This is a genomic window from Pseudomonas sp. AK-TSAG1-1, assembly GCF_056821665.1.
Genome location: NZ_CM165965.1, coordinates 2248388 through 2271801, shown reverse-complemented (window position 1 = coordinate 2271801; position 23414 = coordinate 2248388). Strand labels below are relative to the sequence as shown.

The window sequence follows — 23414 nt, the reverse complement described above, 5'->3', positions numbered from 1 at the left end:
CGAACGCCACCTGAACAGAGCCGAAAATACTGTGGAAATCTTCAAGGAATTTACATTCGAATCCGCCCACCGCCTGCCGCACGTACCGGACGGCCACAAGTGCGGCCGCTTGCACGGTCACTCGTTCAAAGTGGCGATTCACCTCAGCGGCGACCTCGATCCGCACACTGGCTGGATCCGCGACTTCTCGGAAATCAAGGCGATCTTCAAGCCGCTGTACGAGCGTCTGGACCACAATTACCTGAACGATATTCCCGGCCTGGAAAACCCGACCAGCGAAGTGCTGGCGAAATTCATCTGGAATGAATTGAAGCCACTGCTGCCGGAACTCAGCGCGATCCGGATTCACGAGACCTGCACCAGTGGTTGCATCTATCGCGGCGAATAACGCAACGCGAATCCCCCTTGTAGGAGTGAGCCTGCTCGCGATAGCAGATTGACATTCAACATGGATGTCGACTGATACACCGCTATCGCGAGCAGGCTCACTCCTACAAAGGATCGGTGTTTGTCAGGAAAACAGAGAACAGCCCCCGAGGCTGTTTTTTTATGCCTATGCTTTTTGGCTCAAACCCGCCAAGAGGACAGGCCGATGACGGACTGGCTGCTGGATCAGGTCTTTGATTTCAACGGGCATCAAATACGCCATGCCGTGCGCGGTGACGGCCCGCCGCTGGTGTTCGTGCATGGCACACCGTTTTCTTCCTGTGTGTGGCACCGCATCGCGCCGCATTTCTTCGCCAGCCACCGGGTGCATTATTTCGACCTCCTGGGCTACGGGCGCTCCGCTAAACCTCACGCCGATGTTTCCCTCGGCGTGCAGAATCAACTTCTCTCGCGGTTGCTCGATCACTGGAACATCCAGCGCCCGGACGTGGTCGCCCACGACTTCGGCGGCGCCACCGCGTTGCGCACGCATTTGCTCAATGGCAAGGACTACCGCAGCCTCACGCTGATCGATCCGGTGGCGCTGACGCCGTGGGGTTCGCCGTTCGTGCAGCATGTCCGCCGGCATGAAGCAGCGTTCAGCGGCCTGCCGGACTACATCCAGCGCGCCATCGTCCCGACCTACATTCGCGGGGCGATTCACCGCGACATCCCCGACGCCGAACTGGCGCCCTACGTGCAACCGTGGCTCGGCGATCCGGGGCAAGCGGCGTTCTATCGGCAGATCGCGCAAATGGACGAACGCTATACCCAAGAAGCCGAAAGTTTGTACCCGATGATTCGCTGCCCGGTGCAGATTCTCTGGGGGGAAGAGGATCAGTGGATCCCCATCGAACGGGGCCGGGCGTTGCACGCGATGATCCCCGGTGCGCAATTCCACGCCATCCGCAACGCCGGCCACCTCGTCCAGGAAGACGCCCCCGAAGCCATCGTCGCCGCGTTATTGAGATTTCTCTGAACCATACCCAATCCCTTGTGGGAGCGAGCCTGCTCGCGAATACGGTATGTCAGTCACTGCAGAGGTCGCCTGACACTCCGCTTTCGCGATCAGGCTCGCTCCCACATTGGGCTTCGGTGCGCCCAGTTGCACTGCTTTCGCGCCAATCCACACGACTCGTCTATACATAACCCGCGCCAATCGGCATTTGGCACGACCACTGCAACCCACCCCGCGTCCTCCCCTTTCAGCAAGGAACGCCCCCATGACGCAGAACGATCCCGGTAACGACTACCCCCTCAGCGAAGTCCCCCTGCACGCGCGCAAAGGCCTGGCCTCGACGGCGATGGTGCTGCTGGGTTTCACCTTCTTCACCGCGACCATGTTTGCTGGCGGCAAGCTCGGCGTGGCCTTCAGTTTCAGTGAGATGCTCGTGGTGATCATCGTCGGCAATCTGTTGCTCGGGCTGTACGCGGCAGGCCTGGGTTACATCGCCTTCAAGAGCGGCCTCAACTCGGTGTTGATGGGGCGATTCTGTTTCGGCGAGGTCGGCAGCAAGCTCAGCGACCTGATCCTCGGTTTCACTCAGATCGGCTGGTACGCCTGGGGCACCGCGACCGCTGCGGTAGTGCTGGGCAAATACTTTGAACTGGATCAAGGCACAGTGCTCGGCCTGATGGTGCTGTTCGGCCTGATGTTCTGCGCCACGGCGTATGTCGGTTATCGCGGTCTGGAGATTCTGTCGTACATCGCGGTGCCGGCGATGATGTTGCTGCTGATGCTGTCGATGTGGGTCGCCACGGTCAAAGTCGGCGGCCTAGACGGTTTGCTCAGCGTGGTGCCGACGGGTTCACTGGACTGGTCGACCGCGATCACCCTGGTGTTCGGCACCTTCGTCAGCGGCGCGACCCAAGCCACCAACTGGACACGCTTCTCGCGTTCGGCACGGGTAGCGGTACTGGCCAGCCTGATCGGTTTTTTCATCGGCAACGGTCTTATGGTGCTGATCGGCGCCTACGGTGCGATCGTCTATCAGCAGCCGGACGTGGTTGAGGTGTTGCTGTTGCAAGGCTTCGCCATGGCGGCGATGGCGATGCTGTTACTCAATATCTGGAGCACTCAGGACAACACCATCTACAACTTCGCCGTCGCCGGTTGCAACCTGCTGCGCACCGGACGGCGCAAGACGGTGACCCTGGCGGGTGCGGTGATCGGCACCCTGCTCGCCTTGCTGGGCATGTACGACATGCTGGTGCCCTACCTGATTCTGCTGGGCACGGTGATCCCACCGATTGGCGGGGTGATCATGGCCGACTTTTTCTTCCGCTGGCGCGGGCGCTATCCACGCCTGGCCGACGCGCGGCTGCCGGCATTCAACTGGCCGGGGCTGGGAGCTTACGCGGTCGGCACGCTCGCTGCGTTCCACTCGCCGTGGATCGCGCCGCTGGTAGGGATCGCCGCCGCCGCGCTAACGTATGTCATCGTCACCGGCCTGCTCGGCGCCCGTCGCGCCACTGCGCCACTACAAGACCTATAAGAAGGATTCGCCTGATGCACATCATCAACGCCCGACTGCGTAACCAGGAAGGTTTGCACGAATTGCACCTCGAAGACGGCCTGATCCGCAGCATCGGCCGCCAGACCGAAGCCCCGAACCTCAACCCCGGCGACCTCGACGCCGGCGGCAATCTGGTGGTGCCGCCGTTCGTCGAACCGCACATTCATCTCGACGCCACCCTCACCGCCGGCGAGCCGCGCTGGAACATGAGCGGCACACTGTTCGAGGGCATCGAGTGCTGGGGCGAACGCAAGGTCACCATCACCGAAGAGGACACCAAGACCCGCGCCAAGAAGACCATTCAGACGCTGGCCGCCCATGGCATCCAGCACGTGCGCACCCACGTCGACGTCACCGACCCGCAGCTCACGGCGCTCAAGGCGATGCTCGAAGTGCGCGAGGAAAGCCGTCATCTCATCGACCTGCAAATCGTTGCGTTCCCGCAGGAAGGCATCGAGTCGTTCCGCAACGGTCGCGAGCTGATGGAAGAAGCGATTCGCATGGGCGCCGATGTGGTCGGTGGCATTCCGCATTTCGAGTACACCCGCGATCAGGGCGTCAGCTCAGTGAAGTTTCTGATGGACCTGGCCGAACGTACCGGCTGCCTGGTGGACGTGCACTGCGACGAAACCGACGACCCGCATTCGCGCTTCCTCGAAGTGCTCGCCGAAGAGGCGCGCAGCCGCGACATGGGCGCACGGGTCACCGCCAGCCACACCACGGCGATGGGCTCTTACGACAACGCCTACTGCGCCAAACTGTTCCGCCTGCTCGGGCATTCCGGGATCAGTTTTGTCTCGTGCCCGACCGAAAGCATTCACTTGCAGGGGCGCTTCGACAACTTCCCGAAACGCCGTGGCGTGACCCGGGTCAACGAGCTGCTCGAAGCCGGCATGAACGTGTGTTTCGGCCAGGACTCCATCGTCGATCCGTGGTACCCGCTTGGCAACGGCAACATCCTGCGCGTGCTCGAAGCCGGCTTGCACATCTGCCACATGCTCGGTTACCGCAACTTGCAGAACGCGCTGGATCTGGTCACCGACAACAGCGCCAGGACCATGCACCTGGGCGAACGTTACGGGTTGGAACCGGGTCGCCCGGCAAACCTGCTGATTCTGTCGGCGGACAGCGATTACGAGGTGATCCGCAGTCAGGGTCTGCCGCTGTATTCGATTCGCGGTGGCAAAGTGCTGATGAAGCGGCAGATGCCGGTGGTGGAGTTCAGTGCCGATCTGAGCTGAATCGACTGACCCCTTCGCGAGCAGGCTCGCTCCCACATGGGCTGCATTCCCTGTGGGAGCGAGCCTGCTCGCGAAGGCGATTGCCGCTTCAACCCATCGATCGAGCCGTACCAAACAGCCTCACCCGCACCAATTCCCCCCGCTCCTGTTCAAGCAAAACAGGCGCCGTCCCGCCCGGCATGACCACCTGCACCGCACCGCTCGCCACCCAGCCCACCGACCACGCCGCACAAGCCACCGCGCTGGCACTGGTGCCGGAAGACGCCGTCGGCCCTTCCCCGCGCTCGAACACCCGGGCGACGATGCGTTGCGCCGATTCGCGCGCGGCCCACTGCAGATTAACGCCCGCCGGACAAGGTTGCCCGGCGCCGACGGGCATGGCGTAAGCGATACGGGTCAGGCCTTCGGCCCAGGGCGATTCGCCCATTTGCCGATTGCTCGGCAACGCGGCAACGTCGGTCAGCAACGTCACGCAATGCGGGTTGCCGATGCGCACGAACTGACTGTGCTGCCACGCGGGATCGAGCTGGGCCAATGGCGCTACGTGGCTGACTTCATGACCATTGAACTCACGACGTTCAACAGTCTGCGCACCCACCGCCGACGGCCCGAAGCACGGTTGACCGAGGTCCAGCCAGAAGCCGCGCACACCATCGACTTCCGCCGGTTTCACCGAGGTTTCCACGGCGTCACCCTTGTCGTGATAAACCCGCAATAACGCGCCTTCCGCCGGCATCAATGCCTGCTCCAGCAACGATTGGGAAAAAATCGTCAGGCCGTTGCCGCTGCGCTCTGCCAGGGTGCCGTCGGTGTTGACGATGAGCACGTCGAACGGCGGCGCTGACTGGAACGGACCGATCAGCAGGCCGTCGCTGCGGTGGGATTTGCTGCCGGCCGGGCGTTCGCCTTCGGGCCAGTCGCAACACAGGGCAATCGCCGCCTGACTCCATGCCAGTCTCGACAAAGCACACTGCGCGGCACCGATCGGCAAATCGATCCCCGAATCGCGAAGTGTCTGCGGCGAAATCACCCCGTAAATATTGCCCCGCGCATCAAAGAACTGCGTCATCACCGACCCTTACTGTTAAATCCCCTGAATCGGCCACTGTAAAACGCAATCGCCTGCGGGAGCGAGCCTGCTGGCGAAGGCGGTCTGTCAGGCACCCGGTGTTTCGCCTGAACCGCCGCCTTCGCGAGCAAGCCCGCTCCCACACGAATCCGTGCATGACAGCAAATCGCTGAGCCCCCGCCTTTCAATGTGGGAGTGGGCTTGCTCACGAAGGCAGTCTGTCAGGCACCCGGTGTTTCGCCTGAACCACCGCTTTCGCGAGCAAGCCCGCTCCCACAGGAATCCGTGCATGACAGCAGACCTGTGAGCGCCCGCCTTTCAATGTGGGAGTGGGCTTGCTCACGAAGGCGGTCTGTCAGGCACCCGGTGTTTCGCCTGAGCCGCCGCTTTCGCGAGCAAGCCCGCTCCCACAGGAATCTGTGCATGACAGCAGACCTGTGAGCGCCCGCCTTTCAATGTGGGAGTGGGCTTGCTCACGAAGGCGGTCTGTCAGGCATCCGGTTTTCGCCTGAACCACCGCCTTCGCGAGCAAGCCCGCTCCCACAGGAATCTGTGCATGACAGCAGATCTGTGAGCGCCCGCCTTTCAATGTGGGAGTGGGCTTGCTCACGAAGGCGGTCTGTCAGGCATCCGGTTTTCGCCTGAGCCGCCGCTTTCGCGAGCAAGCCCGCTCCCACAGGAATCTGCGCATGACAGCAGATCTGTGAGCGCCCGCCTTTCAATGTGGGAGTGGGCTTGCTCACGAAGGCGGTCTGTCAGGCATCCGGTTTTCGCCTGAACCACCGCTTTCGCGAGCAAGCCCGCTCCCACAGGAATCCGTGCATGACAGCAAATCGCTGAGCCCCCGCCTTTCAATGTGGGAGTGAGCCTGCTCACGAAGGCGGTCTGTCAGGCATCCGGTTTTCGCCTGAACTGCCGCTTTCGCGAGCAAGCCCGCTCCCACAGGAATCTGCGCATGACAGCAGATCTGTGAGCCCCCGCCTTTCAATGTGGGAGCGGGCTTGCTCGCGAAAGCGGCGCATCAGTCGATATATTTTTTGACTGACACTGCGCTATCGCAAGCAGGCGAACGCCTACAGGTTAGGATGTCGGCTGCACTTCCCCGTGACCTGCGATCGAACCTCGCCGCGCCAGCATGGTCATTCGGGGACGCGACGTTTTTTGCCAAGGATCGATATGACCAGCCTCACCCCCCAAGACACCTTCGTCCCCGGACGCCTGCAACAGATGTCGACGCGCATCGCTTTCTTCATCGCCGGACTCGGCATTGCCGCGTGGGCGCCGCTGGTGCCGTACGCCAAGGCCCGGGCCGGGCTCGATGAAGGGACGTTGGGCCTGCTGTTGCTGTGCCTGGGGGTTGGCTCGATTCTGGCGATGCCGCTGGCGGGGATTCTCGCCACTCGGTTCGGCTGCCGCAAAGTGGCCACCGGCGGCACCCTGCTGATTTGCGCGGCGTTGCCGTTGCTGGCGACGGTGTCGGCGATTCCGGCGCTGATCGCCACGCTGTTCATGTTCGGCGCCGGTTTGGGCACGGTGGATTCAACCGTCAACCTGCAAGCGGTGATCGTCGAACGGGCCAGCGGTAAAAACATGATGTCGGGGTTTCACGGCCTGTTCAGCCTCGGCGGGATTGTCGGCGCGGCGGGTGTAAGTGCCCTGCTCGGCCTTGGGCTGACGCCGCTGGCGGCAATGCTGGTGGTGGTTGCGGTGTTGATCGGTGCGCTGTTCAAAGCGGTGCCCCACATGCTGCCGTACGGCAGTGAAAGCTCGGGACCGGCGTTCGCCGTGCCCCACGGCATCGTGCTGTTCATCGGCGGAATGTGTTTCATCGTGTTCCTCACCGAAGGCGCGGCGCTGGACTGGAGCGCGGTGTTCCTCGCGCAGGAACGCGGAATCGACACGGCGTACGCGGGTCTGGGTTACGCAGCATTTGCCCTGACCATGACGGCGGGACGCTTGATGGGGGACCGGATCGTGCGCAGTGTGGGGGCCACGCGGATTATTCTGTTCGGCGGTCTGTTGGCGGCGGCCGGCCTGTTTCTGGCGACCTTCGCCCCGAGCTGGGAGGCGGCGCTGGTGGGCTATGCGCTGGTTGGTGCCGGCTGCTCGAACATCGTGCCAGTGCTCTACACCGCTGTGGGCAAGCAGACGGTGATGCCGGAAAGCATCGCGGTGCCAGCCATTACTACATTGGGTTATGCAGGGATTCTGGCGGGGCCGGCGGTGATCGGTTTTGTCGCCCATGCCAGCAGTTTGAGTTTCGCTTTCGGGCTGATGGCGGTGCTGCTGGTGGCAGTGGCCATCGGCGGCAAAACACTCAAAGTCTAAAAGCCTCGCGAGCAGGCTCACGCCTACAAGTATCACCCTGAATCTGTAGGAGTGAGCCTGCTCGCGACGGGGACGACACGGTTTATCAGAAACCTACACTGGCCTGCACAAAGAACGTCCGCGGCGCGCCTACATACATCCCCGAGTTGTTGTCGCTGGAACGGGTGAAGTACTGCTTGTCGAAGATGTTTTTCACCCCGGCGCCGAGCTTCAGGTTCGAAACCTGCGGGCCGAAGTCATACCCGCCGCGCACGTTCCAGGTCACGTAGCCCGGGATGTCGCCGTACTGTCCGTCGGCCGTGCCTTCGGTGATGTAGTTGCCGTTGAAGCTGCCATCGGCGTTGACCCCGGTGCCCGGCGAGCGCTGCTTCGATTGGGCGAAACCGTCGATGTTGTACGTCCAGCGGTTGATGTCGTAGCGCAACCCTACGGTCGCCACCTGCCGCGAATAGAACGGCAGATCACGGCCCTTGAAGCCCGGAATCTCACCTTCGTAGGTCGCACGGGTGTAAGTGAAACCGGCGTTGGCGGTCAGCCCGTCGAGGCGCGGATCGAGCGCCGCCATGTCGTAATGCACCGACGCTTCGATGCCCTGGTGCTTGGTTGCGCCAAGGTTGGTCCAGCCCACGTCGTTGCTGATGTATTGCAGCTCGTCATCGAAGTCGATGTAGAACAGCGTCACTTCCCCGCCCCACACGTCATCGTTATAGCGCGTGCCGATCTCGTAGGTCTTGGCCTTTTCCGGCTCCAGACCGTTGGCGGTCTGGTCACCCGAACCGCCCTGGCCGAGCTGGAAATACTGCAGGCTGCCGAACGAGGTTTCGTAGTTGGCGAACAGTTTCCACGCGTCCGACAGGTGATACATCACGCTCAGCGCCGGCAGCGGTTCGTTGCTTTCGATGCTGCGGTTTTTCTCCGGCACGCGTTTGCCCGAAGTATCGAGCACGGCGCGGTCATGCCAGTCGGTGCTGATGTGTTCGAAGCGAATGCCCGGGGTGATGGTCCAGTTGCCAACGTCGATCTTGTTGTCGACATACACCGAGTTGGCCTCGGTGCCACCGGTGCGGTCTTGGAACACATGGCCGTCTGAGGTGCGAGTGACCACCGGTTGGTTGTTGACCAGCGCCAGACGGCTCGACTGCTCGTGCATGGCCTCTTTCAGGTAGCGATAACCGACGCTGACTTCCTGCGTGGTCGGGCCCACGTCAAACACCCGCGACACGCGCGGCTCGACACCCAGGGTGTAGTAGGAACGCGGGTACGAGCTGAGGGTTTTCTGGTCGCGAGCAGCGATGGTGCTGCCCCGGAAGCTGTCGGTGTAGTAGGTCAGAATTTCTGCCTGAGTACGCTCGTCGATCTGGCGGATCCACTTGAACGACACGTCTTTGCGCCGGCCGCTGAAGTTGTCGTAGTCGCGCACCGAGTCGTACGGTTTGTCGTCGTACTGCTTCTGCGTCAGGCCGCCGGGCATGTCGGCGCTGGCGTCGTAATAATGGAAGTTGAGGCTGAAATCGTCCTGATCGGTCGGTGCCCAATGGGTCTTGAGCAGCACGTCGTCGATATCGTTGTCGTTGTTGCGCTCGCGGTAACCGTTGCCGTTGACCCCGGAATACAGCAGCGCCACGCCCATGCCATTGTCGGCGGTGCCACCGAGGAACGCCGTGTCGATGTGCTTCCAGCCGCCGTAACGGGTGGTCTCCAGAGTGGTGCCGATTTCCCCGGTGGCTTTTTCCGGGATGGCACGGGTAACAAAGTTGATCACGCCGCCAACGTTTTGCGGCCCGTAACGCACGGAGCCGGCGCCACGCACCACGTCGATGCTGTCGAGGTTGCCCGAGGAGATCGGCGCCATCGACAATTGCGGCTGGCCGTACGGCGCGAACGCGGCCGGTACGCCGTCAATCAGCACAGTGGAGCGTGGCGACAGACGCGAAGTCAGCCCCCGCACGCCGACGTTCAACGCGATGTCGCTGCCGCCAGTGCCGTTGGAATCCTGTACCTGCACGCCCGGCACGCGCTTGAGCACGTCACTGACGTTCATCGCGCCCTGCTCGACCATCGCTTCGCGGCGGATCACCGTGCGTGCGCCCGGGTGGTTCTGTACCACGGCGGCATCGGCGTCGCCGAGCCAGTCGCCGACCACTTTGATGTCGGTCACGCCCAGTTCCAGTGGACCGTTAGTAGCGGCAGTGGCGGCCGGTGCCAAGGTCACCGAGCCTTCGTTGAGCTGGTAGTCCAGACCGCTGCCTTGCAGCAACTGACGCAGCGCCTGCTCCGGCGAAATATTGCCATCGACCGCCGGTGCCTGTTTACCGGCGACCAGGTCCGGGCTGAAAAACACTTGCAGCGAAGTTTGCTGACCCAGTTCACTCAGGGCCTGGCCCAAGGGCTGTGCACGGATGTGAATGGCGTCACCGGCGAAGGCCAGCGGCACAGCAGCGTTGACCGCCAGCGCAAGAGCCAGCGGCAACCAAGGGGATTTTTTGTTGTTGGCTGAGGTGTTTTTCACGTCGAACGTTGTCCTGTGGATCGCAAGAGTGTGCGTCTGTTAATGCAAACCAGTTGCAGTTGAACAGGAAGACGATGAACTCGAAAAAAACCTGAATTTTATTTTGAAATTATTTCCTGACTGCCATCGGCATGGGTGCGAACGGCCACCGGAAGGATGCCTGGAAGGGCCTTGAGCAAGGCATCAGTGTTGTCGGATTTGAACACGCTGGTCAGGCGCAGACTGCCTACCGCAGGGTTGCTGACAGTCAGCGGTTTCTCGCGATAACGCGACACTTCGGCTACCACTTCACTGAGGCTGGCGTTGGTGAACACCAGTTTTCCGCCACGCCAGGCCGTCAGTTCGCCAGGGTTGACCGCATAGGCTGCAGCGACTTTGCCCTCGGCATCGATATGGGTGCCGAGGCCTGCGGTCAGGTTGATGAATTGATTGTCCGGCGCATTGCGCCCCTGCACCTTGACCGTGCCCTGCTCCACCGCAACCCGGGTTTGCGTCAGATCGCGGCGCACATCGAAACGCGTGCCGGTGACCGTGACCTTGCCGCTGCCGGCCTCGACCACGAACGGTCGCGAGGTGTCGTGCTCGACGCTGAACATCGCCTCGCCCTCGGTCAATTCAATCAGCCGGCGATCCTGTTCATAACGCACCTGCAAACGGCTGCGGCTGTTGAGGTCGATCACCGATCCGTCCGGCAACGCCACATGCTTGCGCTCGCCCAGTGCCGTGACGAACTCGGCGCGGTAGCCGCCCGGATGATTGAGCCCGCTGAACAGACCGAGCCCGAGTGCCACCGCGAGCACACTGGCGGCCACCGCATAACGCAGCAACGGACGTCGTTCGCGACGCGCTGGCGGTGTTGCAACAAGGGCCTGCAGACGCGGCGCCGGCAGCAGATCAGCCGCCGTCCACAAACCTTGCAGCAACTGAAATTCGTCACGGTGTTGCGGATGCTGGTTCAGCCAGGCGTCGAAGCGCTGCTGTTCGTCGGCACTGATGAGTGGCTCCTGCAAACGCACAAACCAGCGTGCTGCCTCATCGCGCACCGTTGTTTGCCCGCACGCGCAATCACGGGTATCCATCATGGAATGTCCTGTCGGGCTGGGGATGAAAAGCGGCGAGCACTCATGACTGCAAGCCGTCGAGACGATCGCGCAAGTGCCGCAGGGTGCGGATCATATACTTTTCGACCATGTTTCTGGACAGCCCCAGGCGCTCGGCGATTTCGGCCTGGGTCAGGCCTTCGATCTTCTGCCAGACGAAAATCCTGCGGCAATTGACCGGCAATTCCTGAAGCGCCCGCTCGATGGAGTCGGCCAACTGGATCGCATGCATGTAATGCTCCGGGTCGCCAGTTGACGACACACTGTGATCGATTGCCTGCGACTCCATGGCACCCCGCCGGTCCTCACGCCGATAACCGTCGACCGCAATGTTGCGTGCGGTCTGGTGCAGATACGCCCGTGGCTGCTGCACCGCTGCCGAATCGGATTCGAGCACCCGCACAAAGGTGTCGTGCGCCAGATCCTCGGCCTGCGCGCGATTGCGCAGGCGGCGGGTCCAGGTGCCGATCAACTCTTCGTAATGCTCGAAAAAGCCGGGTCTGCGGGGCAGCATGGGGTTCATGACAGCGTGCTGTGGAAAGGGGCGTGAATAGTAATGCTTCCTATTAAGCCCGGCAATTTATTCCTTGGAAGCCGGATTCGTGTAGGTTTTCAAGAAAGATGTGTAAGCGCGCGTCGGATTTGGCACCGCTGAGCGGACTATTTGGCACCGTCGACGCTCACGAAGCAGAGGTATCAAATGACCTCGATGGCCGGCCGACTCTTGTCGGACTGGCCAGCTTCCTTTCATTGCTCGCTTCAAAAACTGGATGCGCGTATTGCAAACGCCAAGAGGAATTCAGCCGCAAGACATGTAGATCGTTTGAGAATGAATATCTATGAAGGACTCACGAGCCACGCCTTTGATTTTGTTCGTTCTGAGCTTGAAACACATTCACTTCATCCAGACTGTGTCCGAGGCAATTCGCATCTCGGCTCCCATTTACGCAGTGAACCAAAGCAGTTGGCGTCCTTGGAGGTCGCATCAAAAACACTCAACCTTAACGTTCCATTGCTAAAAAGGTTGATCGCCGAAGGCGAGCTTCACGGATATAGAGGCATCTCTGCATGCGGCAATAAGACGATTGCCGTTGATCTGACACAAGCTAGGCACCTCGCCGCCACCCTGCCTCCCTTGTTAAATATTGCGCAAGCAGCCAATCAACTAAAGCTGCCAGTCAATACTATCAAAGTGCTATGCAAAAACGGCTGTTTTACTTCCCGCGGCGGCCGGCCCGCAGCGGGACAATCGTGGTGGATCGATACAAATTCGTTCGACATCTCCAAATTTTGGGAAGTGAGCTTGCCAAAACCTTTTGCTTAACCTCAAAACAGACGGTCAGTCACATGGAGAAGCTGGGAGTAGTACCCGTCGCAGGCCCCTCATCAACACCTCTGAAATGTCGGCAATACGTCTGGCAGAAGGCTGCGTGCTTAACCACTGTGGTTAACAGCGCATAAAACCGGTTTACAGCGTGGTTGTACCATTTCACGGATTCGATCATTCATGTGCATTGCCGCTGACCAGTAATCTACATCTGTGACGACCGATCGCTTGCATTTCACTTAACCAGAATACACCGCAGTAACAACGTGCAGAGAACAGTTAACGGGAGCCAGTCGAAGCCGTCTAGGAAATCAGGGGCGATTTAATACGTGACGTTGAAGTATGCCTAATCGAAATTCAGATACTTAGCTGATCACGGTACCTTTCGGGCCACTGGCAATCAGCGCCGCCCCACAGGCGGTTTTCATACCGTCCAGCGCGATGGATGTGCCGTCCACGGTGTAAGTGCTGCTGCCCTCGGCAATCGGGAAAATCCCCTTGCACAGGGGGCAACTGACCTTGTGACCAACCCCGGCAATCGGCTTACCGTTGAGGTCGGTCCGGGAGAACGCTTCGAGGACCTTGCCACCGTGAGTGGTGGAGTCGCCCAAGCGAATGGCGTCTTTCATGTTGTTACTCCTTTGACCATGGCCTGTTTATTTGCACGGACGCACGATGCAGACCATCAACAGTTCTGCAAAAATTGCCCTTGGTGCGAAATGCTTCCTTGAGCGGCATCTTTTCATCGTCGTCACCATCCTCAAGACATCTACAGTCGCTGCCGCCCAACGCCGAGAGCATGGTTTGGTAAAGGCTCAATGACTTGAAATTGACCTGAAGCCACAGAACGCTCTCACTTTCATAGATCAATCGAGCGTCATAATCAGCGCTGCTGTTGAGCGACTGATCTTTCAGGTAGAGGTCACCAGGCTGTTGCACGCGAACACATGCGCCGCTGCCCTCTAGTTCCTTCATTACTTTGCTGGCTGAGGTGGTGTCGTCGAACACCAGCTTGCATTCATAACTCATTGCAAAAACAAATCAGCCCCCACTATTGTCCAACCTGCATTGTGTATTTGTCCGGGGTTGTGTTTTGAGCCTTGCGATTAAAATTTCTTATGAACCGATTGCACTATATTTGTAGTTCTGGCCTAAGTAATGCTGGAGAGATTCTCTCCAGCCATTATTATCTGAGCCCGACAAAAAAACAGAGAATGGCTTATCTGCGCCCGCCAAGGAATCGATTAAAACTACTAATAAAATCTTTCCTCAGACCCGGCAATATTTTTTTCAGGATCAAAAAGTAAAGATAGATAGGGGTTGGACCATCGCCCTCCTCTTCCCAAACCTCCTCTGTACCATAGCAATAGAGCACACCTCGGATGAAATTTGCAAAATCTTCATCTTCCTTGCGACTTTGCTGCTCCATTTTCCAGAGATCGACAGTGAGCTTCTTTCGAAGTACTTCATCACTTTCGATACGCTCGCGCAAGATGGCCTCTTTCAAGAACGGCACCAACTTTTCCAACTTGCTGGCAGCAATAGTTTTTAACTCACCTCTTTGGATAAGACCCATTAGATAACTAGCGTACTCACGCGTCATCTCGCCATAAGAAACATTCGCATCAAGCAACTGCTCCTCCAGATCATCAAACTCTTTAACTTCTATACTATCAATCATTGTGTGGCTCCATCTTCCATTTCTAGCCTACCCATAACTTGTTTACATGACTTACAGAATGGCTTCAAAACGCCATCATTCCTGTGCGTCGTTGATCTGCCACCTTTAGTTAGAGCCTTCAACTCATCGACTGTCTTAACGTTGTATTTTTTCGCAATATTGCTAAGGGCGTCCGCCTCGCCGCAATCACCATGAAAGACAGAACGATCGTCAATATGAACATCCTCATAAAGTTCAGCCACTACTGGATCATGGATACCATTGCCTAGAGCACGCTTGCTGAAACCTATCTCAGTTTGTGGAAGGTTGTCACTTTCTATGGTTGTGCGGGTTCCCTTATTATTCGGCGTTATCCCCTTAACACGAGCCAACCCAAGTGGATCCACCCATTGGATAGGATTTGGCGCGTAGGCATAAAAATTCAGCCCTCCTGCCCAGCGGGCAGGGTCTTTACTTATAAACCGACCAACGCTTGGGTCGTAATACCGATGCCTGTTGTAATGCAGCCCCGTCTCATGATCGTGATACTGCCCCTGGAACCGTATCGGATTCGTCACACCATGCTGCCGCGCCCATTCTGAACGCTGTTCCGTCACCTGCCCCCACGCCTTGCACTGCGCGGTCCAGGCCAAGTTGCCTTGCGAATCCGTCAATTCCTGCGGCGTGCCCAGGTGATCACACTGATACCAGGCCAACGCATCAAACGGTAATGCCGTTGCCTTGTGATTCCAAACCGGGTCTTCATCGAGGCTGTATTCACCGCTGTAATCCGGTAGCCCAATCAGATTGATCGGCGCATGCCGTACAGCCTGCGCAACTGGGACAAAAGTGCCCGGCTCGAAAACATAGTGCACCGTGCGTCCCGGCTCGCCATCGCTCTGCGCCGGGCTGCTTTCCCAAGCGAGGTTGTCGCCATCCCAGCCGTACAAGGTAAAGCCGCAGCCGAATTCGCGCTGCTTGCGGGCGTGTTCGTTTCTGTTCCAGAGGGAACCTGCTTCAGGCCGCTGTTTGTAGTGTGCGCGGGAGTTTTTGTGTAGGCGGCGTCCCAGTGCGTCGTAGGCGAAATCCACGCTCAGGCGCGGGTCCTCAAAATGCACCAGTCGATCAAACAGGTCCCAGCGCATATCGGAGCGTTGGCCGTTTTGCCAGCGCTGGATCTGGTTGCCGCGTTCGTCGTAGTCGTAATGCGTGCCGGCGTATTCGCGCAGCAGGTTGTCGACCAGTTTGCTGCGCGGTGACGTCAGATCCAGTGGACGACGGATTTCGGCAGTCTTGTCATCCAGCAGGTTACCGGCCGGGTCGAAGGCGAACGTTTCAACGCCTTGATGCGTCACGGCGCTGAGCAGTCGGCCGACGGGATCGTAACGGTAGGCGAGCGGGCCACGACGACTGTCGTTGATGTCAGTCAGTTGGCCGGCAGCGTCGTATTTGTATTCGCGCTTGAGCAGAATGCTTTTGTCATCGCTGCGCCCCAGCAGTTGCTCCTGCAAGCGTCCGGCCGGGTCCCAGCTTTGGGTTTGCAGCAGGTGATTGCCTTGATGGCGGGCGATTTCGCGGTGCAGGTCGTCGCGTTCGTAACCGATCAGTTCGCGCTCATCCAGACGCATGCCCAGCAGGTGGCCGCTACCGTAAGTGAGCCAACTGACGCGGTGGCCGTCGGGGCGAACGGTGGCAACACGCTGGTTGAGCACGTCGTACTCGTGCTGCCAGATCGCAACGGTGGGTTTTTCCAGTCCGAGATAATGTTGGTGCTCGCGCAGCAAATTGCCGGCTGGGTCGTGGAACCATTGCAGGCGGCTGTCGGCGTTGTCGGCCAGCACCATATTGCCGTTGCCATCGTAGGCGAAGGTTTCGCTTTGCGACTGATCGCCCAAGGTGGCGCGACGCTCGGTCAAGCGGCCCATCGGGTCGAAGCTCAACGAGATTACACGTTGGCCATTGATCGTTTGGGCCAGGCGACCCGTCAGTGGGTCGTACTGATAACGCGTGCTGCGCCCATCAAAGCCGCGTTCTTCGAGCAGGCGTCCGACCGGGTCGTAGTGGAAGTGCGCACGTTGTTCGTTTTCGTTTTCCAGGGCCGTTAGCCGTCCGAGACGGTCCCAGCGGTAGCGCAGGGTTTGCTCGGCGGCATCGACACGTTCGGCGATCAAACCGGCAGCGCTGTAGCTCCACGTGGTGCAACGATCGAGACCGTCGACATGCGCCAGCAGCCGACCTTCGGCATCACGCTCAAAACGCTCTTCGGTCTTGTCCGGGTGCTTGATCAGCACCAGTTGGCCGGCCTTGTATTCGTATTCGGTGGCGTTGCCGGCCGCGTCGGTGAAGCAGATCATCTGCCCGAGTTCGTTGTATTCCCAAGCGCTGGTCTTGCCCGAGCAATCGACGTACTCAACCAGTTGCCCGGCGTCATTGTAGTCCAGAGTTTTTTCGTTGCCGTTGGCGTCCTTGATCGCGGTGGGCTGGCCGGATTTGTTGTAGGCGTATTCGGTTTTGTTGCCCAACGGATCGAGCGCTTCGACCAGGTTGCCTTGGTCGTCATAAGCGCGTTGCCACTGACCGCCCTCGGCATCGCTGATCTTGATCAGCAAGTCCTGATCGTCATAGGCGTAATGCATCACCGTGTGATCGGCGCGGATGTGCTCAAGCAGATTGCTGCGCTCATCGTAACTGTAGCGATCTGTGCTGCCATCGGCATTCACGCGGCGCACGATGTTCTTGGCCTCGTCGCGGAAGAACCATTCCGAACGCTCGTCCGCGTAGCGAATGCGATAGGTGTAGCCAAGGATGTCGTAGTAGTGCCAGGTCTCGTTTCCGAGCGCGTCGGTGACGTAGGTCAGACGGATGTTTTCGTCCCACTCCAGGCGCGTGTCGAAGCTGCCGTCATCGGCCCATTCGCGCACGGCTTTGGCCTTGGCGCTTGAACCGTCCCACTGCAGGTTCATGCCGCGCCCGGTGCGGTCGGTGTAGCGGGTGATCAGGTGATGCTGGAACTGATACGACCAGACTGCGCCGTTCTCGTCCTGCGCCTGAATCAGGTCGCCATAGGTGTCGTATTGGTACGCACAAAGTTGTCGCAACGGCTTGCCGTCAACGATCTGCCAGAGGCCGATAAACCGGCCGTGATCGTCGATCATCGTGCCGAGGTGCAAGTGCACCTTGCTGGTGTCGTTTTCCTGATAAGTGATCAGGTCCGAGAGCAGCGAGTGTTCGCCGTAGCGATGCTCGTAATGCAACATGATCCCGGCACCGTTGCGCAGGGAGATGTTGCTCAGCACAAAGCGCTGGCCACGGCGGACGTAGGTTTCCTTGCGTTCGAAGCCACGGCACAACAGCAACTGGTCTTCTCCACTGCGAACCAGTGTGATGTTTTCGATGGCGTCGTAGTGGAACAGGCCGACTTTGGGCAGCGGATAGCTGTGCTCGCGGCCATCGGCGCCGTAGAAGGTCAGGCCATCATCCACGCAATCGAAACGTGTGGTGAACTCGCTGATCCAGCGAGCGCCGAGTTCGCTCTGATCGTAGGCATCAAGGCGGGAGTTGTAAGCGCGTTTCCACTCGATCGGGAAGGGGCCGGGCAGGCTGAAATCGGTATGGCTGAGGCTTTCCGAACCCAAGGCGAAATTGATGCTGAAGTCCGTGGCGCATTCACAGGGGCCTTTCTTTGGATTGGGCGCGCCTTTCGCCGGAGCTTGCTTTTGGTTAACACCCAACTGGCCCTCTGAAGCCATGTGCTTGGCCTGACTGGTCTTCTCCGTATGGACTGCGGCACTCTGACCATGGGCATTGCGCTTGCGCCACAGGGTGACGGCACTTGACAGTATCAGCAGTAACCAACCGATGGAGTTCTGGACGGACTCATCGTCCAGCTTACTCAACTGGGTGCGCAGCTCCGGCCCCATCGCACGCAGTTTTGCGGTTTCCGTGGCAACCCGCTTCTTCACATCATCGGGCAGCAGGTGATCAGCGGCACTGTTGGCTAAGCCTTTGCCTGCAGCCTTGTACGCGCTGGCAGCGGCTCCGAATATATTGTCGATCGCCGCAAGTGGATCGTTCAGGAGCTGGTCGCCAGCAGCGCTGATTTTTTGGCTAGCCGCCTGCGCATCACCCTTGGCATCGAGTTTGCCATTGGCAACTGTGTCGAGGCCTTTGGCAATTTCGTTGATAACGTCTTCACCCAGCTTGCCAGCGTCCGCCAGAATACCGGGCAACTTGCCTTTGGCCTGCTCAACGAAATCGTCGAGCGTGCCGATGATGGACTCGTTCAAATGCCCGATCAGGATCTCGATGACCGACGAACTGATCAGCATCTTACTGCTGGCCCTCATCTCCTGACGTACCAGAAACAGTGTTGGGCGCAACGTCATACGGGCTGCTGCCATCGCCGGTGGCAGCGGCAAAACACCGATCAGGTTGATGCCCAGACTGGCCCAAGCCAGCAAATCACGCTTCTGGGCATTCGACAGCGTGACGATGTCACCCAGCGCATCGACAAGCGCCATGATGTTGCCCATCACGGGTAAGGCGCCGGCGACGTTCTTAATCCGGTCGAGAGTGACCACCCCACCACTGGCGGATTGAAGCCAAGCGTCGAAAGTCGCCGCACCGCTGGCGACATCCTGAATTTCGATGGCATTCAGGGGAACGATGGCAACTTGAGGTTCACGTTTTACAACAGCATTTTCAGTGGTCATGACAGCATCTCACCCGCCAGCAGGCCCGGGGTTTTCAAGGAAGGTTTTGGAAGCGTCGGCGCCGGCAGACTCGGCAACTTGCCCGCCTTACTCGCCGCACCGAGAATTCCCGACGCACTCGGCATCGCCGCACTCGCCAGTTTCGGCAGCCCGGCCATTCCGCCCTGCACGGCGCCTTTCACCTGCTGCGCCGTTTGCATCGCGCCTTGTGCGGTCTGCACCGCGCCCATCCCTTTCTGTGCCAATTCCTTGCCCTTCTCCAACAGATCCCAGTTCTTGCTCGGCAACGCCTGCGCCACCATGGCCTGCACCTGACTCGGAATGTCTTCGACACCCGGCGGATTCAACGGCCACTCCGGCTTGCCGATGTAACTGCTATCGCTCCAGGTGTCCGCCGGGTCCTTGCCGAACAGCACCCGCGCCGGCCCCGGCGCTGCACCCGCGACGCTGGCAAAACCCTTGCCGTCGAGCTTGCCCTTGATGCTTTTGCCCAGCGCATCGATGACTTCGTAATCGCCGTCCTTGATGCCCTGACGCCCGGCGTACTGGTTGAACAATTCCAGATTGCCCTTGCCCGGTTTCGGCGGTTCCGGGAACACCCCGGCGAGACTTTTCGCGCCGGTGTAGGCGAAGTTCGCCGCGTGGGCGGTGTACGGGCCGCTGGTGGCGTGGGTGATGCCGCCGGCGTTGTAGGTCGTGGCGCTGCCGCCGCCCTGGATCACCAGTTCGGTTTTGGCAGTGAGGGTGATGCGGTCGGCGTTGGCGGTGATGTTGAGTTTGGCCAGCAGGTTGATGCTGTCCTTCAGTGCCTTGACGTCGATGTCACCGGACGCCGCGACCAGGCGCCAGCCCATGCTCTGCACGAACAGGCGCATGCCACGGCTGGCACTGGCCAGCAGGCGTTTGCCGATGGAAAAACTGGTGTGCCCGGTGCTGCTCAGCGCCAGGTGTTCGCCGGTGGCGATGTGGCTGGAGCGCGGCGTGGTCAGGGCGATGCCGGCGGGACTCGCGAGCACCAGATGCGGCTCGGTGAACTCCGGAAATTCGTTGGCGGTCATGTTCGCCGGGCCACTGCCAAGCACACCTTGATGCTGCGCGTGCAGGGCTTTGGCGACGTCGTCCTGATCGCCAGCCTCTTGGGCCTGAAGCTCTTTGGCCTGGGTGGCGAAGCCGTCCTGCTGATCGCTCGCGGTGGCGAGGCGTTCAGCGGTTTCCGGTAGATCCTTATGGTGTTTCGATTCGTTCGGGCGCGGCTCGGTGGTGATCAGCAGACCGGCCCCGGCACGCACGGCGCCGTGGCGGTCGGTGCGTAACTCGAAACCTTCGCCACGCGGCTGTCCGCCGCTCGGGCGCGGATGGGTCAGATAACCGAGATTGATCGCGCTCGCGCCGTGGTCACTGCGCAGCGCGATGCTGATTTCGCTGGTGGTGTCGTCAATGCGCAGTTCGTTGGCGCGGCTGCCCTTGTATTCCTTGCTCTTGACCGTGGCCAGGGTCTTGAAGTCCGGCAGTTTGTACGGCGGCAGGTTGGCGCCGTGGTACAGGCAACCGGTGATCAGCGGCTGGTCGGGATCGCCTTCGAGGAAGGTGATCAACACCTCCATGCCGACCCGCGGAATGTTGATCGCGCCAAAGGTTTCGGCGGCCCAGTTCGACGCCACGCGCATCCAGCAACTGGTCTTGTCGTCGTGCTCGCCTTCGCGGTCCCAGAAGAACTGCACCTTCACACGGCCGTACTGGTCGCAGTAGATCTCTTCGCCCTCGGGGCCACAGACCACCGCGCTCTGGGTGCCGAGCACCTTCGGTTTCGGGTGATCGAGCGGCGGACGGTACGGCACGTCCCACGGGATCGCGTTGAAGCGGTTGCGATACCCTTGGTGGAAATCGTCCTTGTTGTCGGTGGTGTCGCTGGTCACCGACTCTTCCAGCACTTGCGGCTGTTTGCCTTCGTGGAAGATCTCGGTCAGCAGCCACAGATCGTTCCACGTCGGGTTGGCGTGTTCGGTCAGGGCGAGGAAATGCCCGCTGACCAGAATCGGCTGATCGCTGTTGCCCTCGGCCAGCCGATAGTCGCTGCGATGGCGTTCCAGTGCGCGATTGGCGAGGTGCTTGCCACGCTCGCGATCGACGAAACGGCCCGGGTAATCGTAGTCTTCCAGATCCGGCTGGGCGCTGCTCTTGGCATCGCTTTCGAGCTCGATTTTCGGTTTGACGAAGTCGTAATCGCGCCGCGTGGTGCGACTGGTGCGGGTGGCCAGACGCAGGCCGAAACGCTTGACCACCGGTTTGTCGGCGACCAGTCCTGAGTCCTGCTGATAGGCCACGGGCGCCAGTTTCGGGAACACCGTCTGGTCATCGCCGAACATCAGTTTGTGGACGCTGGACGTGTGCTGGAAGTGGTAGTGAATCCCCTCCTCCTCGCACAGACGCTGGACGAAATGCAGGTCGCTTTCGTCGTACTGCACGCAGTAGATGCGCTCCGGGTAAATCGCGCTCAGCTGGAAGTGATAGTCGCTGGCGAGGATGCCGTGTTCTTCCAGCACCTTGCTGATGATCTGCTGCACGGTCATCTGCTGGAAGATGCGCTGGTTGACCCGATGCGCGAGGTACGACAGCTGCGGGCGCAGGGAGATTTTGTAGCGGGTCAGGCGCTTGCCGGCCTCGCCCTGGGCGATGCTGTAGATCAGCCCGTGAATCCCCGTGCCGCTGGGTGACAACTGCAGGAACGCGAGTTTGTGCAGCAGGCTTTCGAGGTTGATCGAGGCTTTCTCACTGACCAGTTCCAGCTCGAACTCGAAGGGGGTGTTGAGCGCCTCTTTCCCGGTGAACGATAGCACCTGGAAATCGCTGTCCGCGCCATCGATGGTCAGATTGAAATGAGGCTGGTTGGCCGGTGAGAACATCCCTTGTTCCTCGCGCAATGCTGCGACGGGCGCCCGTCCGTGAAGCGTGGCGCACGCAAAAAAATCTGTAGGTCAAAGCCGCCCCGGCCAGCCGCACTGGCCGGGGCAGTACAACAATCAGCCGTAATTAAACGACTGGAGCACGCCAGTCATCGGAACCCGAAGTACCGGATACTTCGTGGGTCCAGGTGATTTTGCGGTAGGTGAACTGCACTTCTTCCAGGTGGGTGAAGTGCGAGTTGCCTGGATCCTGGCAGTTGTGCATTTTGTTGTTGATGGCGACGATGATCGCGTCTTCCAGTTTGGTGGTGTAGTAGTGCTCTTGAGTACCTTGAGCAGAAGTACGGTACCACTGGATCACGATTTCGCTCATGCGCTCGCCGGAGGTCAGAGCAGCTTGCAGCAGAGGCGAAGCCTTGTCGTAGACTTTGGTGATCACAACTGGCTTGTGAACGCGCTGACCGGTTGGCTGACCGGATTGTGGGTCACGCGGGATGATCACGTCGTGGCTGAAAGCCTGAACCATGACCTGGTCTTCGTGGCCTTCCTGGTAGGTGTTGCCAACGGAGTCGGCGGTGAATGCGCCGGCAGTGATCAGACCTTGTTTTTCGCCGGTAACCGACATGTACGCTGGTGTTGCCATGGGAGGTGCTCCTTGCTGGATCAGTGGATGAGTCATAGGTGAAATCACCTAGGAGGCGGCCATCTGCCATCAAATTACATGCCAACTTTTTTCGGGCCTTATAAACCGTGGCTTGCGAGCGTTTTCCTCGCGGATGCTGGGATAAATCCGCAAAAATAAAGGAAAAGTGCGCAAGAAGTTGCGCAGTGGTGTGCAAGAAGCTGCGCACTTGGCTGCAGGCCTCGATCTACTTGGGCTGCAGCGATTTATCGAGCCAAATATGCGGAACAAGTGCGCAAGAAGTTGCGCACTTTCAAAAAAGCTTCCACAACACATCAACGGCTAAAACTCTGATACAGCCAGACCAAGTCAGCACTTCAGCACGGCCGAAAACCAAACCATGAAGACTCATGTTTTTTGAAGACCCACAATTCGCCGCTCATCTCGGGATCATCGTGATTTTGCAATCACCTCACTCATGTACTGATGCAGATCGCGCAGATCCCTGACGCTCCAGGCGTGCGGCGCGATCTTTACGCCGTTCTCCCGCAAGGTGTCTGGAATCAGGTTTCCATTGGGCCGAAGGATTATCGACGATACGATAACGCCCGGATAATCATTCAGGCGCTTCTTGAAAGCGCCTGTTGTCAGGTCAGGGGTCGGCGGCTTGCTTTTGTTGGCCAAAGGCCCTGTTGCCTTGATATCTGCGCCGTGGCACACGGCACATCGCTGCGTATACAGATTCTTGCCGTTGGCATTATCCGCAACGGACGGTGCCGCTTGAGTGACTGATAACAAACCGAGTAAAGCGACGAATGCTATTTTCATTTTTGTATAAGGTCAGAGGCTAAAACAAACGGCGTACAGCTAAGCACACAACTGCAAGGCCCTTTCTTCGTATCGAGAAATTGCCGGGCAGCGACCCACCGTCGCTTTCCTTGCAGCCCTTCACAGCCCCGGGCGTACCTGTCAGCGAAACTGCCCCCGCGTTCCCCCCAAGC

At 59.5% G+C, this 23414-nt stretch carries 17 protein-coding genes; 6 read left to right on the top strand and 11 right to left on the bottom strand.

Annotation, left to right across the window (positions count from 1 at the left end):
• The first annotated feature begins 31 nt into the window (after positions 1-31).
• From queD to codA, 4 genes are all read left to right on the top strand, one after another.
• Positions 32-388, top strand: a complete 357-nt coding sequence (queD, locus tag AC1UK9_RS10250; RefSeq protein ID WP_007955941.1) for a 6-carboxytetrahydropterin synthase QueD — start codon at positions 32-34, stop codon at positions 386-388.
• A gap of 204 nt (positions 389-592) precedes the next feature.
• Positions 593-1405, top strand: coding sequence for an alpha/beta fold hydrolase (locus tag AC1UK9_RS10245; RefSeq protein ID WP_025108850.1), 813 nt, complete (start codon positions 593-595; stop codon positions 1403-1405).
• 244 nt (positions 1406-1649) lie between these two features.
• Complete coding sequence (gene codB / locus AC1UK9_RS10240; RefSeq protein ID WP_473015106.1) at positions 1650-2921, top strand: cytosine permease; 1272 nt, start codon at positions 1650-1652, stop codon at positions 2919-2921.
• A gap of 14 nt (positions 2922-2935) precedes the next feature.
• Positions 2936-4183, top strand: coding sequence for a cytosine deaminase (gene codA, locus AC1UK9_RS10235; protein WP_482579978.1), 1248 nt, complete (start codon positions 2936-2938; stop codon positions 4181-4183).
• 88 nt (positions 4184-4271) lie between these two features.
• On the opposite strand, the gene AC1UK9_RS10230 is transcribed toward codA, so the two are convergent.
• Positions 4272-5252 (bottom strand): diaminopimelate epimerase, encoded by a 981-nt coding sequence (locus tag AC1UK9_RS10230; RefSeq protein ID WP_482579977.1) that lies wholly within the window; start codon positions 5250-5252, stop codon positions 4272-4274.
• A gap of 1176 nt (positions 5253-6428) precedes the next feature.
• Between AC1UK9_RS10230 and AC1UK9_RS10225 the strand changes: the two genes are divergently transcribed.
• Positions 6429-7580, top strand: a complete 1152-nt coding sequence (locus AC1UK9_RS10225; RefSeq protein WP_482579976.1) for an MFS transporter — start codon at positions 6429-6431, stop codon at positions 7578-7580.
• A gap of 85 nt (positions 7581-7665) precedes the next feature.
• Here AC1UK9_RS10225 and AC1UK9_RS10220 read toward each other — a convergent pair whose 3' ends face one another.
• The 3 genes from AC1UK9_RS10220 to AC1UK9_RS10210 form a co-directional block, all read right to left on the bottom strand.
• Positions 7666-10089 carry a TonB-dependent siderophore receptor gene (locus AC1UK9_RS10220; RefSeq protein ID WP_482579975.1) on the bottom strand — a complete coding sequence of 808 codons (2424 nt, stop codon included), beginning with the start codon at positions 10087-10089 and terminating at the stop codon, positions 7666-7668.
• Positions 10090-10187: 98 nt separating this feature from the next.
• Entirely contained in the window at positions 10188-11171 is a 984-nt protein-coding gene (locus tag AC1UK9_RS10215; protein WP_482579974.1) for a FecR family protein, read from the bottom strand.
• Positions 11172-11211: 40 nt separating this feature from the next.
• On the bottom strand, positions 11212-11712 hold the full coding sequence (locus tag AC1UK9_RS10210; protein ID WP_482579973.1) for a sigma-70 family RNA polymerase sigma factor: 501 nt from the start codon (positions 11710-11712) through the stop codon (positions 11212-11214).
• Positions 11713-11889: 177 nt separating this feature from the next.
• On the opposite strand from AC1UK9_RS10210, the gene AC1UK9_RS10205 reads away from it, so the two are divergent.
• Positions 11890-12513, top strand: a complete 624-nt coding sequence (locus AC1UK9_RS10205; RefSeq protein ID WP_482579972.1) for a hypothetical protein — start codon at positions 11890-11892, stop codon at positions 12511-12513.
• Positions 12514-12881: 368 nt separating this feature from the next.
• Here AC1UK9_RS10205 and AC1UK9_RS10200 read toward each other — a convergent pair whose 3' ends face one another.
• From AC1UK9_RS10200 to AC1UK9_RS10170, 7 genes are all read right to left on the bottom strand, one after another.
• Positions 12882-13145, bottom strand: coding sequence for a PAAR domain-containing protein (locus AC1UK9_RS10200; RefSeq protein WP_025113563.1), 264 nt, complete (start codon positions 13143-13145; stop codon positions 12882-12884).
• A gap of 4 nt (positions 13146-13149) precedes the next feature.
• On the bottom strand, positions 13150-13524 hold the full coding sequence (locus tag AC1UK9_RS10195) for a hypothetical protein (RefSeq protein WP_482579971.1): 375 nt from the start codon (positions 13522-13524) through the stop codon (positions 13150-13152).
• Positions 13525-13735: 211 nt separating this feature from the next.
• Entirely contained in the window at positions 13736-14197 is a 462-nt protein-coding gene (locus tag AC1UK9_RS10190) for a hypothetical protein (RefSeq protein WP_482579970.1), read from the bottom strand.
• Positions 14194-18888 carry an RHS repeat-associated core domain-containing protein gene (locus tag AC1UK9_RS10185; protein ID WP_482579969.1) on the bottom strand — a complete coding sequence of 1565 codons (4695 nt, stop codon included), beginning with the start codon at positions 18886-18888 and terminating at the stop codon, positions 14194-14196. Before AC1UK9_RS10185 ends, AC1UK9_RS10190 begins: the two co-directional genes overlap by 4 nt.
• Positions 18885-21791, bottom strand: coding sequence for a type VI secretion system Vgr family protein (locus AC1UK9_RS10180; protein WP_482579968.1), 2907 nt, complete (start codon positions 21789-21791; stop codon positions 18885-18887). Before AC1UK9_RS10180 ends, AC1UK9_RS10185 begins: the two co-directional genes overlap by 4 nt.
• Before the next feature lie 127 nt (positions 21792-21918).
• Positions 21919-22434 carry an Hcp family type VI secretion system effector gene (locus AC1UK9_RS10175; RefSeq protein ID WP_047601845.1) on the bottom strand — a complete coding sequence of 172 codons (516 nt, stop codon included), beginning with the start codon at positions 22432-22434 and terminating at the stop codon, positions 21919-21921.
• Positions 22435-22863: 429 nt separating this feature from the next.
• Complete coding sequence (locus tag AC1UK9_RS10170; protein WP_482579967.1) at positions 22864-23241, bottom strand: c-type cytochrome; 378 nt, start codon at positions 23239-23241, stop codon at positions 22864-22866.
• Positions 23242-23414 lie beyond the last annotated feature (173 nt).

Bases quoted from the DNA above. Each gene is read 5' to 3' on its own strand.
- AC1UK9_RS10210 (WP_482579973.1), bottom strand. From the start codon at position 11,712: ATGAACCCCATGCTGCCCCGCAGACCCGGCTTTTTCGAGCATTACGAA.
- AC1UK9_RS10215 (WP_482579974.1), bottom strand. From the start codon at position 11,171: ATGATGGATACCCGTGATTGCGCGTGCGGGCAAACAACGGTGCGCGAT.
- AC1UK9_RS10170 (WP_482579967.1), bottom strand. From the start codon at position 23,241: ATGAAAATAGCATTCGTCGCTTTACTCGGTTTGTTATCAGTCACTCAA.
- AC1UK9_RS10200 (WP_025113563.1), bottom strand. From the start codon at position 13,145: ATGAAAGACGCCATTCGCTTGGGCGACTCCACCACTCACGGTGGCAAG.
- AC1UK9_RS10180 (WP_482579968.1), bottom strand. From the start codon at position 21,791: ATGTTCTCACCGGCCAACCAGCCTCATTTCAATCTGACCATCGATGGC.
- AC1UK9_RS10230 (WP_482579977.1), bottom strand. From the start codon at position 5,252: ATGACGCAGTTCTTTGATGCGCGGGGCAATATTTACGGGGTGATTTCG.
- AC1UK9_RS10185 (WP_482579969.1), bottom strand. From the start codon at position 18,888: ATGACCACTGAAAATGCTGTTGTAAAACGTGAACCTCAAGTTGCCATC.
- AC1UK9_RS10175 (WP_047601845.1), bottom strand. From the start codon at position 22,434: ATGGCAACACCAGCGTACATGTCGGTTACCGGCGAAAAACAAGGTCTG.
- AC1UK9_RS10205 (WP_482579972.1), top strand. From the start codon at position 11,890: ATGACCTCGATGGCCGGCCGACTCTTGTCGGACTGGCCAGCTTCCTTT.
- codB (WP_473015106.1), top strand. From the start codon at position 1,650: ATGACGCAGAACGATCCCGGTAACGACTACCCCCTCAGCGAAGTCCCC.
- AC1UK9_RS10245 (WP_025108850.1), top strand. From the start codon at position 593: ATGACGGACTGGCTGCTGGATCAGGTCTTTGATTTCAACGGGCATCAA.
- codA (WP_482579978.1), top strand. From the start codon at position 2,936: ATGCACATCATCAACGCCCGACTGCGTAACCAGGAAGGTTTGCACGAA.
- AC1UK9_RS10225 (WP_482579976.1), top strand. From the start codon at position 6,429: ATGACCAGCCTCACCCCCCAAGACACCTTCGTCCCCGGACGCCTGCAA.
- AC1UK9_RS10190 (WP_482579970.1), bottom strand. From the start codon at position 14,197: ATGATTGATAGTATAGAAGTTAAAGAGTTTGATGATCTGGAGGAGCAG.